Here is a 15,472-nt window from a genome sequence, read left to right on the forward strand (position 1 = left end):
TAAAACTACAACTAATTACTATTTTGTTGAAATTTTAAAGAGGTATAATGAGTATTAAACAATACGGCTTACAAGAAATAAAGAAAGAGCTTCAACAGCTTGATGATAAGCAAGCCGCCGCATTGTGCCTGCGTATGGCCCGATATAAAAAAGAAAACAAGGAGCTACTCGCCTATTTACTTTTTGATGCTGATGATGAGTTGGCTTTCGCCGAAAACTTAAAACAAGATATTGGTTTAATGATGAGCCAGGTACCATCGTTAAGTTACCAGGCGGCTAAAGTTTTGCGCAAAATACTGAAGCACATTAACAAGAACATTAAATTTACCGGATCAAAACAGGTTGAGGTTGAACTGATCATGAATTTTTGCCGCAACTATTTAGAGTATGTTGACCGCCGAACATCATACAAACCACTACGCTTGATTTTAACTAAGCAATTGGAAAAGATGAAGAAAGCGATAGTAAAACTTCACGAGGACCTGCAGTTTGATTATAACCAGGAATTTGATGAATTGCTTGAGGATGCGGTTAAACGTTTACCCTGGTTAAATAAACATGATCTGGTGTTGTAACATTTGTTTTATCTTGCAGTCTTAAGAATAAATCAACTAAACAGTGTCAAACAAGGAAGCAGTTTTCAAGCAAATATTTGAAGCTAATTCAAAAAAGATATTCCGCTTATGCTACGGGTATGCCGGCGACGATGATGCCGCTAATGACCTGTTGCAGGAAACTTTTTTAAAGGTTTGGCAAAACATGGATAAATTCAGGAACCAGGCCATGATATCAACCTGGATCTATCGCATTGCCGTTAATACCTGTTTAACCTACCTCCGATCGGAAAAGCGACAGGGTAAGGAGGAGCTAACGCCCCTCATCGCGGAAACGCAGGAAGAAAAATTTAGTGAGAAGAACGAACAGGTTGCCTTATTATACAAGTGCATATCCAAACTGGAAGAATCAGAAAGAATTATTATTACCATGGTGTTAGATGAGTTACCATATCCTGAAATTGCTGATATATCCGGTATATCTGAAGGAAATTTAAGGGTGAAAATTTATCGTATCAAACAAAAGTTGACAGATTTATATAACCACTATGAAAGACTTTGAGCATTTAATGACGGTTTGGCAAGGCCAGCCCGTTAAAGAGCAGCTTTCGGTGGATGAGGCGCTCAGGCAGGTGAAGAAAGGAATGGGGGGATTGAGGAGTAAAACCTTACAGGGCATAATCGGTATCTCTATTGCATTAGCGGTAACAGCAATTTCGTTGTTATTCTCGGTATTTACATCGTGGGCAAGCTACATCGGCCTTTTAACCCTTATTATTGGGATGAGTATTTACCTTTCGTTACAGATAGGCGATTACCGCACCATTTCAAGCCACGATCCGACAATTGATCCGGCTAAATATTTAGAAACCCTTAAAATATATCAAAAACGCAGGGCATATCTTTACGATAGGTTCTACTATATATATGCCGTCATCATTACTATTGGGATAGGACTTTATGCTGTAGAGGTTTTAGAAGATAAACCGATGATGGTTAAAGTAATATACTATTCACTTACAGCGGCCTTTATTATCTTTTGCTCACTATTTTTAAAAGATCGTATTATCATCAGCGAAAAAGAAAAGGTAAAATTGATCATCGAAAAATTAGAACGATTGAAAGATCAGTTCGAAGGATAACATCATTATAGCAAATAGTATTCGATTTACTATAATGATGTTCAATACCTAAAACTGGATGTACGTGTAGACATAAACGGAAGTACTTGTTGTTCCGTTGGGTTGAGTTTCTACCCTTGTTTCTTTTATTGGAAACAGATCAGCGTTATACTCAAAAGTGCTGTTTGAACTTAAAACAACTGGCTTTGCAGGATCAAAATAGGTTGTAAAGGTTGTAGCTTTTGCATTATGAATATGTCCTGACGGATGTATACTGAATAGATTCCCTTCTACATTATAGAAATAACTTTTGTTGCTTTCATAAGCATATCCGATACGGAACACAACATCTGGTGAAGACTTTAAATAATCAGACTGGGTAAGTAAATCACCATTACTATCGTAAGTATACAATGAATATTGGCCATCATCATAATCCTGACTTATCGCTTGTTGGCCATTAAGAATGATATCCCTGTTTTCTGTACCGACTACAGTACCGTTATTTTTAGTTATAACCGTTATATAAATGTGATTACCATCGTATTTATAAAAGTATTGTGATACAGAATTACCACTTCTGTCGTCTTCTTCAGTTACGCGCCCCAGAATATCGTAGGTGTAATAATAACCTGTTCCTCCACCATCATTTTCTTCTATCAAACGATTTTGGCTGTCATATTTCAAGGAAATATTTTGTGTTACAGCACCCGAAACGGCAACATTGCTTAATAAAAACAGCCCTGCTGTATCGTCAGTTTTGCGACACGCTGTAAAGAAAAACGTAACTAATACCAATGTGCAAAGTAATTTTATCCTCATATAATTAAAATTTATGTAAACATAAAAAACTATATTTAATATTTAACTACAAAGCATCATCAATAAGTTATCTGGTATAATTGGGTGCTTCTTTAGTAATAGTAATATCATGCGGGTGCGATTCGCGAATACCGGATGCTGTAATGCGTACAAATTTAGCTTGTTGTAAAGCTTCAATGTTTGCAGCACCGCAATAGCCCATACTCGCTCGTAAACCACCAACGTACTGATACATTACTTCGGCTAAAGTACCCTTAAAGTTTACACGGCCAACAATACCTTCTGGAACCAACTTCTTGATATCATCTTCAACATCCTGAAAGTAACGATCTTTTGATCCCTGTTCCATAGCTTCAATCGAACCCATTCCACGGTACGATTTAAACTTACGGCCTTCGTAAATGATAGTTTCGCCTGGTGATTCTTCAACACCTGCGAATAACGAGCCTGCCATAATAGAACTTGCACCAGCTGCAATAGCCTTTGCAATATCACCTGTGTGTTTAATACCCCCATCAGCAATTACAGGTACGCCTGTGCCCCGTAAAGCCTTAGCACACTCATATACAGCATACAATTGCGGAACCCCAACCCCGGCAATAATACGGGTAGTACAAATAGAACCCGGACCAATACCAACCTTTACAGCATCAGCCCCAGCATCTGCTAACGCTTTGGCTCCATCACCTGTAGCAACGTTACCAACCATAACCTGTAATGCAGGATACTTGGCTTTAACTTCTTTCAATTTATCAATAACCCCCTTTGAATGTCCGTGTGCCGTATCAATCGTAATTACATCAACTCCTGCTTTTACCAAAGCATCTACCCTATCTAAAGTATCGGCAGTAACGCCAACTGCTGCACCTACACGTAAACGACCGTGTTCATCCTTACACGCTTCGGGGTAATTCTTAAATTTCTGGATATCCTTAAAAGTGATCAATCCGCTTAAATGGCCATCTTTACTAACTACCGGTAATTTCTCTATCTTATAATTTTGCAGTATTTCTTCGGCTTGTAATAGTGTAGTTCCTTCGGGTGCAATAACCAGATTTTCTTTGGTCATTACATCAGTTACCGGCTTGTCCATTTCCTTTTGAAAGCGCAGATCCCGGTTGGTGATAATTCCTTTCAGTTTTCTATCCGCATCAATAATTGGGATACCTCCTATTTTGTGCTCTTTCATTATCTTAAAGGCATCGGCCAAAATAGCGGTTTCCAGTAACGTTACCGGATCTTGTATCATCCCGCTTTCTGAGCGTTTTACTTTACGTACTTCGTCAGCTTGTTGAGCTATGGTCATGTTCTTATGTAACATGCCAATACCACCAGCCTGGGCAATAGCAATGGCCAAAGCGGCTTCGGTAACGGTATCCATTGCGGCAGATACGATAGGAACGTTTAGCCTGATTGTACGGGTTAAAAATGAACGGGTGTCAACTTCGCGTGGTAAAACTTCTGAGTACGCCGGTAACAGTAAAACATCGTCGTACGTTAAACCTTCGGCAACAAATTTGGAGGGATCTAATTGCATGGCAAACAATTTATGGGGTTATTATTTGCCGGGCAAAGGTATCAAAATATTTTGCATTTAAACCATGTGATGCGGATTTAATGACAGATTTAATGTTTTTACAACTTTATGATAACCTGCTACGTTTACATTAATGATCCCTCTTAATTAAATTATTTATAAATTTGAATCACTGATGATTTACACTAACACAAATATCAAAGTTATTGCCTTTGATGCCGATGATACACTTTGGGTTAACGAACCTTATTTCCGCAAAACAGAAGAACAGTTTTATACCCTGCTCGAAAACTTTTTAACCGGGCACAATATTGAACGCGAATTACTTAAAACTGAAATAGGCAATTTAGGGCTTTACGGATATGGTGTTAAAGGCTTTACTTTATCAATGATAGAAACGGCTTTAAACGTATCTGATAAAAAGATCAATGTTGATATTGTTGAAAAAATAATTCAGTTAGGTAAAAATCTGCTTGAAGAACCTATCGAACTACTTGACGATGTTGAGCAGGTATTATCGGCTCTTGAAAATAAGTTTAAACTGGTGGTTGCAACCAAAGGCGATCTGCTTGATCAGCAACGTAAATTACATAAATCGGGCTTAGGGCATTATTTTCACCATATTGAGGTGATGTCAGAAAAAGGGGAAGAAGATTACCTGAAGCTGATAGACAGGCTGGATATTCAACCCGAAGAGTTTTTGATGATCGGTAATTCGCTAAAATCTGATGTTTTACCGGTAATACAAATAGGTGGTCATGGTATCCATATCCCTTTCCATACTACCTGGGCGCACGAGGTTATTGATACTAATTTTGAACACGAGAACTTTAGAATAGCTGAGAAAATTACGGATGTATTAGAGTGGATTGGTTAAAAGCAAGGTAACCTTTGAATAACCCCGAGCTATCCTAGATTAAACCTTTGCAGGACGTATTTTCAATCTGATTATGGAATAGATCAATCCTCCGAAACTTAAAAGCAACAATATCCATGATAAGGCCGGAACCTTTTCGTTCTGCATTAAACGCCCCCTGCTCATTGCCAATTGAATTGCGGGGTTTATTGAATGTACTTCGGGATTATCAGGTAAATACTCAACATCAAATTTTGAATATTGTGGCGCATCTTCAAGTTCTACAATATAATTATAAGTTTTTCCACTCACGTAGTAACTGTATTTATCACCCGTTTTATAGGCTTTTTTATCTTCGTCGTAAATACCAACGGCTGTTCTTCCAAATAGTTGTAACCGCTGCATCTGGTCAATACTAACCAGCAGATGATCATTTTCATCACTGTAATAGTGTCTTCCCACATCAATACTCAACCCAATGAGTAATAATAATGACAGCCCCCCCATAGCGATAAATAACTTAGACATATTTCTGGTTCAATTGAAGTATAAAATTAGAAATTTATTTGCAGCAAACATGCTATATTTATCAACTGAAATAAATGTCAAAATGAAAATTAATACCATCGCCGTATCTTTATCCGCTATAGCGGGATTAGCGCTTACTACTGGTTTCACCAATTATCGCACCACAAATGTAACTAAGCAGTTAAAAGATACCATTATACACGCTACAGGAAACCCCATCATCACTCACGAATATACGGCCGACCCGGCAGCGCTGGTTTCAAACGGAACGGTCTATCTATACACAGGCCATGATCAGGCCCCGGTAAAGCGCAATGGTTACGAAATGCACAATTGGCTTTGCTTTTCATCAACTGATATGGTGACCTGGACAGAGCACCCAAGCCCATTAAATGTGAAGGATTTTGCATGGGCTAAAGATGATGCCTGGGCCGGGCAGGTTATTGAGCGTAACCATAAATTTTATTGGTACGTGGCTATATCACACGGAACAATTCACGGTAAGGCAATTGGTGTTGCTGTAGCTGATAGTCCGACAGGGCCTTTTAAAGATGCCCGTGGCTCGGCTATCATCACCAATGATATGACAACCGATACCAAAATAAGCTGGGATGATATTGACCCAACAGTTTTTATCGACGATGACGGGCAAGCATATCTTTGCTGGGGAAATACCATTTGTTACTACGCCAAACTAAAGGCCAATATGACTGAATTGGATGGCCCAATCAAAACCATAAAGCTCCCCCACTATACCGAAGCACCGTGGTTACACAAGCGTAATGGTTGGTATTACCTATCATACGCTTATGAGTTTCCCGAGAAGATAGCTTATGCCATGAGCCGTAGCATTAACGGACCCTGGGAATATAAAGGCATCTTAAACGAAATTGCCGGAAACTCAAATACCAACCACCAGGCTATTATTGATTTTAAAGGCAAAACCTATTTCATTTACCATAACGGAGCTTTAACTCCAGATTTTGGAAGTTTCCACAGATCGGTATGTATTGATTATCTTTATTACAATCCCGATGGAACAATGAAACGTGTTGTAATGACATCGGAGGGTGTGAAGCCTGTTAAGTAATGAGTAGTAAATGGAGAGTAGTGAGTGGTTAATCAATATCGAACACCGAATATCGGATGATGAATTTTGAAGTTTACTTCGGTGTTCGATATTGGATATTCAGTATTCAATATTATTGATTATTGTTAAAGATTTAGCCTTTCATCACATTCAATTTAGTACCGTTCCAGTCAGGGAACAATACCCTATCATTCTTAATACCGAGGTGACTATCAGCAACAGAGCTAAACACAGAACGGAAATCTGTAGTCACAGCCAAATCGCGGCCATCTTCTAAATTATCAACTGATAGTGGTTTAATATCACCATATACTTTACCACCGGCAACATCGTTACCTAAAATAAAGTTACATGATGCGCGTCCGTGATCGGTACCGCCGGTTCCGTTTTGGTGTACTGTGCGGCCAAACTCAGTCATGGTCATTAAAGTAACATCATCCTGGTATTGGCCAAGGTCTGTCCAGAAAGCAACTATACAGTTACTCAAATCGTTTACATTACGGGCAAATATGCCGTTCTCTGTTCCCTGGTTAAAGTGAGTATCCCAACCGCCAGATTCGGTAAAGGCAACTTCTAAACCAACATTCATTTTAATTAACTGGGCAATTTGCTTTAATGAGTTACCTACAGCTGTATTTGGATATACAGCGCCATTGGCTGGTTTGTAGTTCTTGGTATCATTTTTTTGCAGCATTTTAACCGCGTCAAAGCTTTCTTTACCGGTTGATTTGAGCAAACCGCTTGATGCCTGTCCGTACAAATCTTCAAAGCTTTTAGCGGCCATATTGGCTCCGGCTGCATTACCACGCATCTGGATACCAAAATCCTGTAAGTTATTGATCGCTACGGATTGGTTATCACCATAAAAAGAACGTGGCAAAGCCGATGTTAAACTCACCGCCTGGAAAGGTGTTGTAGTAGCATCATGGCCCAATAAGCCAACAGCGCGGTTTAACCAGCCGCTTGCAGTACCCTTATTAAACGGCGTACCCGATTCCATATAATCCTGCGCATCAAAGTGTGAACGGGTATTATTTGGCGAACCTATACCATGTACAATGCCTAAACGGCCATCGCGAAATAGCGGCTCAAAAGCGGCCATTGAAGGATGTAAACCAAAGCGGCCATCCAGATCGATCAACGGTTTAGCTGTACCGCCTTTAGCTGCGCTCATAAACAAAGTTGGCCTTGCAGCTTTCAGGTAATCATCGGTAAACGGCGTTACAGCCATCAAACCATCCATAGCACCACGCTGAAAGATGCAAACCATCGTTTTCTTCTTTTTGTATGGAGCAATAATTTTATCACTGGCGGCAGCTTCGGCTATAAAACCGGGGATACCTCCTACTAAACTAACACCAAATAGTGCCAGTCCGCCTGCTTTTAAAAATCCTCTTCTCGATGTCATGATTATATCGTTTTAATATGATAGTGTGTCAGTTTATTTATCTTCTTTGATACTCCGGCGAACCAATAATAACACCCACAACCTGGGCCAGCATAGTATTATTACCCGGCATACTTTGCATGGCATAATCTATTCTATCTTGCGCCTTTTGGCCTTTACCTTTAATCTTGGGTTTAAGGTTCTTTTCGGTATTCATCATCTGGTCGTCACCGGTTTGCATGGTTGTATTCATATCAGTTACCGCAGGGGCTGTTTTAGCTGCCGCGTTATCAACTTTGCTTATCAGGTTCGGGTCATCCAACATCGGGGTCAAAAACTTAATGGTTTGATCTAAATTCCTTTCGGGGATAATCAACTTACCATAAGTAGATAATGCCGCTTGTTTACTTTCAGGCTCGTGATGATTATTTAACGCTGCCAGATCAAAAGTGATACCCGGTATACGTTGTGTAGCCAAAGCCAAACCAAAGTTCATACGGTTTAACAAGGCTCCTGTATTGATCCAGTATTGTCCCTTATCCGGGAAACCGGTTGGCGCCTGGTAGAAATACATTTTCTGCCCCATTTTGGCTATCCATGCATACAAGGCATAGGGTTGTTTTATAGTTGCATTTAAACCCCGCACCGAGCTGATTGCCAATTCAAAAGGTGACTTTGTTTTTTCGCGTAGCGATTGTGTGCTCCAAAACTCGGGAGATGATGCCATCGTGATCAACACGTCTCTGATATCGCCATCATGCGCGGTGAACGATGCCGACATTTTATCTAACAGAGATTGTTGAGGTGCATCGCTTACAAAACGCACTGCCAGTTTCTTAGTGATAAATTTAGCTGTAGATGGGTTGTGGGCCAGCATTTCTAACAAAGCCTCCCCTTCCTTATAGCCATCATTAGGTCCAAAATATTTACCTAACACTACCTTCTCACCGCTATCATGGCGATTTGGAGTAAATAAGAAATCTCCATCATGAACCATGCCGGGTTGGACACGCCCGTTATCAAGCGCTTTTTTCAAAGGATTAGCGTAGCCGTTATTCATGGGGTAAACAGTCCAGCCGGTTAATACGCGGGCCGCCTGTGTTACATCATTCTGGGTATAGCCACCGTCAACACCTAAAGTATGCAGTTCCATTACTTCGCGGGCATAGTTCTCATTCAATCCCTGCGACTTTTTAGCTTTTTGCGCTTGTTTTAAAAATTTGCCTTGTGGCGACATAGAGTCGGCCATCATTTGTTGTTGGATATATTGAGCTCTTTTAGGCTGCTTGGCATTTGCATTAGTACCTACACTGCTTACCAGATCAAGATAATACAGCATAGCCGGCGATTTAGCAGTGGCCAGCAATAGCTTATCAAACTTACCCAAAACATTAGGGCGTATTACATCGCGTTCATAATTAGGAATAAACTCGGCACATTGATTTTTGGTGATAGATACATTAAAGTGATTGAACCAAAAATCTGTCAACACCTCCTGCAATTGATTATTGGTATAAGCAGCTCTTAGTATTTTTTGATTAATGAACTGGCGCATTAGTTCCTGCTCGGGCTTATATCCCTTTTTCATCATGTAATCGGCAAGCTGGGTGCGGTATTCTTTTTTATTTACGGCGTTTCCAATCGAGTCTTTATTAATTACGCCATCTTTGATCGCCATTCGCGCGACAGCGCCACCACGCGGAAAAATTTCAGCAATTTGAGTATTGCTTAATTTCAGATCCGGATATTGATCTAAAACCTTATTCAGCGAATCATCATTCATTTTGGCTTCCAATTGTTGGGTGAACCATTTTTCAAGCCCTATTTTAACTACAGCATCAATCTGGCCCGGTGTAGCGCCATAAGTAAACCTGTTTAACAAGTGTGCAGCTGCCTGGCGCTCGGTTAAACCCGCTTGTTTATAAGGAAAACTAAAATTTTTAACAGCAAGCTTAGGGCCGCTAAAAAATGATGATAGCATAAAACCGCTAACGATAACTACAGCGGCAATACCAGTGAGTTTAAGAGCCTTCATAATAAGAAATGATTAGGTGTCAATTTACCTGTCAGACAAATAAAATTGGCTGAAGTTTAATCGCTAACAATAAATTTATAAAAATAATGTTACACAACGCATATATAGTTTGGTTTGTTAACCTTAGCATAATTGTTAATTGCTGTAAATTACATATTTTTACCACCTATGAATAGTATCAAAAAACTCATTTTAGCGGCCTTATTCTTTTATCTTCCAACACAGGTTATGGCCTGGGGGCAGTTAGGGCACCGTGTGGTGGCACAAATTGCCGATTCTTATTTAACGCCAAAGGCACGCCTCGAGCTCGGAAAAATTTTAGGGAACGAATCCCTTGCCATGGCCGCCAATTGGGCCGATTTTATCAAATCCGATCCATCGTATAAATATCTATCGCAATGGCACTATGTCGATTTGAAACAAGGCGCAACCTTTGCCGAATCGAGCTTATATCTAAAAGAAGATACTATTCCTAATGCTTACAATAAGCTTAACTTTATGATTAAGGAGCTTAAAACTAACAAGGCATTAGCTAAAGATAAAAAGCTGATGTATGTACGCTTGATCATCCACATCGTTGGCGATCTTCACCAACCATTTCACGCTGGCCGTGCTGATGATCAGGGTGGCAACAAGATCCAGTTAATGTGGGGTAACGAGCAAACCAACCTGCACAGCATTTGGGATTCCAAACTGATAGAAACCCAGCAATACAGCTATACCGAGTATGCGCATAATTTAAACCATACCACAGCCACGCAACGTGCCGAATGGCAAAAAACCGATCTGCTACATGTGATCTATGAATCAAACCAAATTGCAGAATCCGTATATAACGAGATCAAAGAACCAAATCAAAAACTTAACACCTATAAATATATCTTCGATCACATTCATACTGCCGAAGAACAAATGCTTAAAGGCGGTGTAAGATTAGCCGGCATATTGAACAACATATTTGGAGCATAAACGCTACGCAACCTATTTAAAAATGCCTTAAAGGGGTAAATTTGATACATGTTTAAATGTTGATAATTTAACCCTTATTTAATTAAATGTTAATTTAATTTAGCCGTACAAATTCACTCATAAACTATCCATCGTGAACATCGCTAAATTACTACCATTAACACTATCTGCCATATTTGCGGCTGCTACAACCTGCTATTCGGTACCAACTAACAAGGTTGCCGTTATCAGCCCCGGAACTGACCCTGCGGCTATTATCGCCAAAAAACAGGTACCTATCCTATGCTATCATCAAATTCGTGACTGGACGGCTAAAGATTCAAAGAACGGCAAAGACTACATCTGCCCAATAGCGACATTCAAGGCCCACATGAAAATGCTGGCCGATAGCGGTTATCATACCATCCTGCCCGATCAGCTTTACGCCTACTTAACTGCCGGTGGAACATTACCGAGCAAACCCATCATGCTAACCTTTGACGATACCGACGTAGATCAATTCACCATCGCAAACCCGGAGCTAAAGAAATATCATTACAAAGCCGTTTATTTTGTGATGACTGTATCCTTAGATCGCCCGCCGCATTACATGACATCGGCCATGGTAAAGAAACTATCCGACGAAGGCAACATCATCGGTAGCCATACCTGGGATCATCATATGGTATCAAAGTACACCCATAACGGCGTATTCAAAATCATTGGCAAAAACGGCAAGATAACAACCCGCCCGGTTGACGATTGGGTTACCCAAATAGACAAGCCAACCAAAAAGCTCGAAGAAATAACTGGCAAAAAGCTCGATTACTTTGCCTACCCTTTCGGGATATGGAACAAAGCCGCCTTGCCAGAGTTGAAAAAACGCGGCTTTAAAGCAGCCTTCCAATTAGCCGATAAACGCGACCCTGTTGATCCGTTAATGACCATCCGCCGCATTATAGCAAGTGGTTATTGGAACGCTCATACCCTAAGCAACAGTATCCGCGGAAGCTTCAAATAAGCACCAATTATAAACCAAAATATTTAAGCGATGCTTTCAAAAGCCATCGCTTTTTTTGTTGGATTTAAAAATAACCGCAATAACAAATTATGGGTATATATGGGTGTTTTTAAAATTAGCAAATCCTTGATCTTTATTCCTTGTTCTTAAATCTGCTTTGCCATTTTCGCAACACATAATAACCAGAATAATCTGAAACATGGGTAAATATGGGTGTTTTTCGATTGTTTTTGAGTTGTCAATTACTAAAATCGCAATCTTATGTATATAACAACCTTAATAATTTCGCTAACTCAAATAACAAATATGGGTAAGTGCCCCATGGGTAAAAGTGAGTGTTCTAGAGTCTTGATTCTTGCCTCTTGATTTTAATTTCACTCATGGGTAAAGTGTGGATTCAAATCTTGGTTTCCAATTTTCACATCTGGTTTCCCTACCCACAATATCGTGAAAAAATCTTGCTTTATCAAATAAGCTACTCTTATTGCTCGTCAATCACCACCTTATCCCGGTGCACCAACTTCAACAAAGTAGGCAAAACAATTAGCAACAAAGGCAAAGCAAACAGCAACCCACCAATCACCGCTATAGCCAAAGGTTGATGCAATTGCGCTCCCGTACCCAATCCCAAAGCCAGCGGAAGCAAGGCGATAATAGCACCCGTAGCCGTCATCAATTTAGGCCTTAAACGCGCGGCAATAGCATGTACAATACTTTGCTCTGCCGTCCATTCCAGTAAGCCGGTTTCGTATTGGTGATAAGTAAATATGGCATTCTCGGCAATAATACCGATGATCATGATGATACCCGTATAGCTGCCCACATTCAAAGGCGTATGCGTAATAAACAGCGCGAAAAAACATCCCGCCGCACCCAGCACCGCTAAAAATATAATAATTGCAGCCGCCGAAAAATTGCGAAACAGCACCAACAGCACAATAAACACCAATATGCTCGATGTTATTAAAATAGTAAGTAACTCGCTAAAAGCCTTTTGTTGTTGCGCATAATCGCCACCATATTCAATGTGATAGCCCGATGGCTTATCCAGCTTATCTAATTTGCTTTGTATCTCTTTCAATGTACTGCCCAGGTCGCGGTTATCCAGGCGGGCGGTAATTACCCCCATCATCTTCTGGTTTTCTCGCTCTATCTCGGCCACGCCCGATTCTATCTTTACATCTGCTACCGATGATAGCGGCTTCAATTGCCCCGTAGGCAAAAATACATTGGTAGCCCCAAACTGCTGTATTGATGTTTGCGCCGAATTCGGATACAACATCCGGATATTAACCGACTGCTCTTTCTCCACCATCGTACTCACTACATTACCATCCAGTTGAGTTTGCAATTGAAACTGAAAATCCGTTGGATTCATCCCTAATTGCGCCAGCTTGGTCACATTAGGTACCACATTAATTTGTGGCCCCGCAATCGTTATCCCATCAAATACATCTGCTGTGCCCTTAACATCTTTTACTATGTCGGCTGCTTTGCGCGATAGTTCCTCAAGCGTCCTCCTGTCATCACCAAAAACCTTAATTTCAATGGGCTGCGCCGATGTGGTTAAATCGCCCAGCATGTCGCCTATTACCTGTCCAAAATCAACTTTTAACTGCGGTAATATCCCTTCAACTTTAGCACGTATCTCGTCAGATACCGCGTCTGTAGTTTTATCACGTTGTTTTTTAAGTGTAATCAAATAATCGCCCCGGTTAGGCTCGGTAATAAAAAAACCCATTTGCGTACCTAATCTTCGCGAAAAACTGGCTACCTCGGGCTGGTGCTGCACAATATCATCTACTTGCTTCAGCATCCGGTCGGTCTCCTCTAAAGTAGTTCCCGGCGGACTGTTAAAATCCAGCACTATCCCACCCTCATCCATCTCCGGTAAAAACCCCGATGGCAAAGTTCGTGGCAACACAACTATCAAAGCAATACAGCCTACAATAAAACCAATGCTAATAACCGGGAAACGTAAAAAAAACTTGATCCATCCCTCGTTAACCGGTTTTACAGGTTTAATCTTTTTACTGAGCGGTATCAGCAAAAACAACATGGGCAACAGCAACCAGGTCACAAAAAACGAAACCGTTAATGTCAATATCATACTGAATGCCAGCACCTTAAAATAAGCCCCGGCAACACCGCTCATTAGCACAAATGGAATAAATATCACAATAGTACTGAGCGATGAACCCAACATGGATGGAAACAGACAAGCGATAGCCTTCCTAACTGTATGGTGCATGCCTTCGGCAGGGTTTTCTTCATGGCTGCGATAAATCTGCTCAACCACAATAACCGCGTCATCTATCATCAAACCAACAGCAGCCGCAATAGCGCCCAGCGTCATAATATTGAAAGTATAACCCGCTAAAAGTATCCCGGTAATAGATAATGCCAATGTGGTTGGGATGGTGATAAGGATAATCAAACTTGCCCGCCACGATTTCAAAAACACAATTACTACCAAAATAGCCAGTATCAAACCAATCCACAACACATCGCGGATGCTTTTAATACTATCGTTAACAAAATCGGCCTGCCTGTAATAAGGTTTCAAATGCACATCAGACGGCAAAATCTTGCTTAACTCGGCAACTTTCGCCATTACATCATTATCAATATCTATCAGGTTGGCATCCGGTTGTTTGATCACCGCTATCAATGGCACATCCTTCCCGTTAGCGTTAATACGGATGTATTCTTTTTGGGCATTTATCTTAATATCGGCAACATCTTTAAGCAAAACTGTTCGATGTGGATTATTCAATACCACCAAATTTTGCAGTTTGTCTAAATTATCCAGCGCGTTATTGGTCAGGCTCAAATACATGCGGCCATGATCGCTGATATAACCATTTGACGCCAGTATGTTGGCCTGGGTAATAGCAGCAGATATTTGCGAAGGTGTTATACTTAACGTGGATAGCTTTGCAGGCTGCAATATCACTTCGTATTCTTTTGTTTTACCACCGATAACCGCGATATCTGCCACGCCGGATACCGAAGCCAGCAACGGCCTCACCTGGAATTGAGCTATTTTGCGCAACTCCATTCCCGAACGGTTACCTTCCAATGAAAAGCCCATCACAGGCAATATCGATGGGTTCATTTTTTGAACAGTAATTTGTGTATTCGGGAGCAAGTCGCCCTTAACCTGATCGGTCAAACCCTGTATCTGGGCCATGGCCTTATCAATATCAGCATCCCATCTCAAAAAAACATTAAACTCTGTACTCCCGCGTGATGTTGTACTGCGTACATAATCCAGCCCCTCAGTACGTTTGATGGTGTTTTCTATCGGGATGGTAACCGTGGTCATCATTTTATCCACCGGCTGCTGCCCGGCTTCGGCAATAATTTTGATCTTCGGGAAAGTAATATCCGGAAACAACCCTGTCTTCAACTGATTGTAACTGTAAACCCCACCCATAATAATGAGCACCAGTAAACCCAACAGAGGTTTTTGGTAATGGTGGTGAAGCCCCCCCCGCCCCCTAAAGGGGGAGCTACTTGTATACTGAGGTTGATTTTTGTCTTGCATCTTGATTCTTGGTTCTTGATTCT

At 40.8% G+C, this 15,472-nt stretch carries 13 protein-coding genes; 7 read left to right on the forward strand and 6 right to left on the reverse strand.

Annotated elements, in window-relative coordinates:
- Positions 1 to 47 precede the first annotated feature (47 nt).
- From ABIN91_RS05090 to ABIN91_RS05100, 3 genes are read left to right on the forward strand one after another with little or no spacing between them, the layout of a single operon-like run.
- A complete protein-coding gene (locus tag ABIN91_RS05090) occupies positions 48 to 575 on the forward strand; it encodes a hypothetical protein (protein ID WP_348049139.1) in 528 nt (175 codons plus the stop codon).
- A gap of 43 nt (positions 576 to 618) precedes the next feature.
- Positions 619 to 1,116 carry an RNA polymerase sigma factor gene (locus ABIN91_RS05095; RefSeq protein WP_348049141.1) on the forward strand — a complete coding sequence of 166 codons (498 nt, stop codon included), beginning with the start codon at positions 619 to 621 and terminating at the stop codon, positions 1,114 to 1,116.
- Positions 1,103 to 1,696 (forward strand): hypothetical protein, encoded by a 594-nt coding sequence (locus ABIN91_RS05100; RefSeq protein ID WP_348049143.1) that lies wholly within the window; start codon positions 1,103 to 1,105, stop codon positions 1,694 to 1,696. The genes ABIN91_RS05095 and ABIN91_RS05100 overlap by 14 nt, the downstream gene beginning before the upstream one ends.
- Before the next feature lie 48 nt (positions 1,697 to 1,744).
- Here the strand turns inward: ABIN91_RS05100 and ABIN91_RS05105 are convergent, their stop codons facing one another.
- Both ABIN91_RS05105 and guaB read right to left on the reverse strand, forming a co-directional pair.
- Positions 1,745 to 2,497 (reverse strand): hypothetical protein, encoded by a 753-nt coding sequence (locus tag ABIN91_RS05105; RefSeq protein WP_348049145.1) that lies wholly within the window; start codon positions 2,495 to 2,497, stop codon positions 1,745 to 1,747.
- Positions 2,498 to 2,564: 67 nt separating this feature from the next.
- A complete protein-coding gene (guaB, locus tag ABIN91_RS05110) occupies positions 2,565 to 4,034 on the reverse strand; it encodes an IMP dehydrogenase (protein ID WP_348049147.1) in 1,470 nt (489 codons plus the stop codon).
- A gap of 175 nt (positions 4,035 to 4,209) precedes the next feature.
- Here guaB and ABIN91_RS05115 point away from each other — a divergent pair, with 175 nt between their 5' ends.
- Positions 4,210 to 4,911, forward strand: a complete 702-nt coding sequence (locus ABIN91_RS05115) for an HAD family hydrolase (RefSeq protein ID WP_348049149.1) — start codon at positions 4,210 to 4,212, stop codon at positions 4,909 to 4,911.
- A gap of 39 nt (positions 4,912 to 4,950) precedes the next feature.
- Here the strand turns inward: ABIN91_RS05115 and ABIN91_RS05120 are convergent, their stop codons facing one another.
- Positions 4,951 to 5,418, reverse strand: a complete 468-nt coding sequence (locus ABIN91_RS05120; protein WP_348049151.1) for a hypothetical protein — start codon at positions 5,416 to 5,418, stop codon at positions 4,951 to 4,953.
- Positions 5,419 to 5,500: 82 nt separating this feature from the next.
- Here ABIN91_RS05120 and ABIN91_RS05125 point away from each other — a divergent pair, with 82 nt between their 5' ends.
- Positions 5,501 to 6,508 carry a glycoside hydrolase family 43 protein gene (locus ABIN91_RS05125; RefSeq protein WP_348049153.1) on the forward strand — a complete coding sequence of 336 codons (1,008 nt, stop codon included), beginning with the start codon at positions 5,501 to 5,503 and terminating at the stop codon, positions 6,506 to 6,508.
- A gap of 133 nt (positions 6,509 to 6,641) precedes the next feature.
- Here the strand turns inward: ABIN91_RS05125 and ABIN91_RS05130 are convergent, their stop codons facing one another.
- Both ABIN91_RS05130 and ABIN91_RS05135 read right to left on the reverse strand, forming a co-directional pair.
- Entirely contained in the window at positions 6,642 to 7,916 is a 1,275-nt protein-coding gene (locus ABIN91_RS05130) for a DUF1501 domain-containing protein (protein ID WP_348049155.1), read from the reverse strand.
- A 37-nt stretch (positions 7,917 to 7,953) separates the two neighbouring features.
- Positions 7,954 to 9,930, reverse strand: coding sequence for a DUF1800 domain-containing protein (locus tag ABIN91_RS05135; RefSeq protein ID WP_348049157.1), 1,977 nt, complete (start codon positions 9,928 to 9,930; stop codon positions 7,954 to 7,956).
- A 168-nt stretch (positions 9,931 to 10,098) separates the two neighbouring features.
- On the opposite strand from ABIN91_RS05135, the gene ABIN91_RS05140 reads away from it, so the two are divergent.
- Both ABIN91_RS05140 and ABIN91_RS05145 read left to right on the forward strand, forming a co-directional pair.
- The gene (locus tag ABIN91_RS05140) at positions 10,099 to 10,899 is read left to right on the forward strand and encodes a S1/P1 nuclease (RefSeq protein WP_348049159.1); all 801 of its coding nucleotides are present in this window, start codon (positions 10,099 to 10,101) and stop codon (positions 10,897 to 10,899) included.
- 133 nt (positions 10,900 to 11,032) lie between these two features.
- Positions 11,033 to 11,899 carry a polysaccharide deacetylase family protein gene (locus ABIN91_RS05145; RefSeq protein WP_348049161.1) on the forward strand — a complete coding sequence of 289 codons (867 nt, stop codon included), beginning with the start codon at positions 11,033 to 11,035 and terminating at the stop codon, positions 11,897 to 11,899.
- Positions 11,900 to 12,380: 481 nt separating this feature from the next.
- Here the strand turns inward: ABIN91_RS05145 and ABIN91_RS05150 are convergent, their stop codons facing one another.
- Complete coding sequence (locus ABIN91_RS05150) at positions 12,381 to 15,350, reverse strand: efflux RND transporter permease subunit (protein WP_348049163.1); 2,970 nt, start codon at positions 15,348 to 15,350, stop codon at positions 12,381 to 12,383.
- Between the last annotated feature and the right edge of the window lie 122 nt (positions 15,351 to 15,472).

It is taken from the genome of Mucilaginibacter sp., from assembly GCF_039921305.1.
Lineage (GTDB): Bacteria > Bacteroidota > Bacteroidia > Sphingobacteriales > Sphingobacteriaceae > Mucilaginibacter.

Excerpts from the sequence above, each read along its gene's own strand:
- ABIN91_RS05100 (WP_348049143.1), top strand. The coding sequence starts at position 1,103 with ATGAAAGACTTTGAGCATTTAATGACGGTTTGGCAAGGCCAGCCCGTT.
- ABIN91_RS05105 (WP_348049145.1), bottom strand. The coding sequence starts at position 2,497 with ATGAGGATAAAATTACTTTGCACATTGGTATTAGTTACGTTTTTCTTT.
- guaB (WP_348049147.1), bottom strand. The coding sequence starts at position 4,034 with ATGCAATTAGATCCCTCCAAATTTGTTGCCGAAGGTTTAACGTACGAC.
- ABIN91_RS05135 (WP_348049157.1), bottom strand. The coding sequence starts at position 9,930 with ATGAAGGCTCTTAAACTCACTGGTATTGCCGCTGTAGTTATCGTTAGC.
- ABIN91_RS05115 (WP_348049149.1), top strand. The coding sequence starts at position 4,210 with ATGATTTACACTAACACAAATATCAAAGTTATTGCCTTTGATGCCGAT.
- ABIN91_RS05120 (WP_348049151.1), bottom strand. The coding sequence starts at position 5,418 with ATGTCTAAGTTATTTATCGCTATGGGGGGGCTGTCATTATTATTACTC.
- ABIN91_RS05130 (WP_348049155.1), bottom strand. The coding sequence starts at position 7,916 with ATGACATCGAGAAGAGGATTTTTAAAAGCAGGCGGACTGGCACTATTT.
- ABIN91_RS05125 (WP_348049153.1), top strand. The coding sequence starts at position 5,501 with ATGAAAATTAATACCATCGCCGTATCTTTATCCGCTATAGCGGGATTA.
- ABIN91_RS05090 (WP_348049139.1), top strand. The coding sequence starts at position 48 with ATGAGTATTAAACAATACGGCTTACAAGAAATAAAGAAAGAGCTTCAA.
- ABIN91_RS05140 (WP_348049159.1), top strand. The coding sequence starts at position 10,099 with ATGAATAGTATCAAAAAACTCATTTTAGCGGCCTTATTCTTTTATCTT.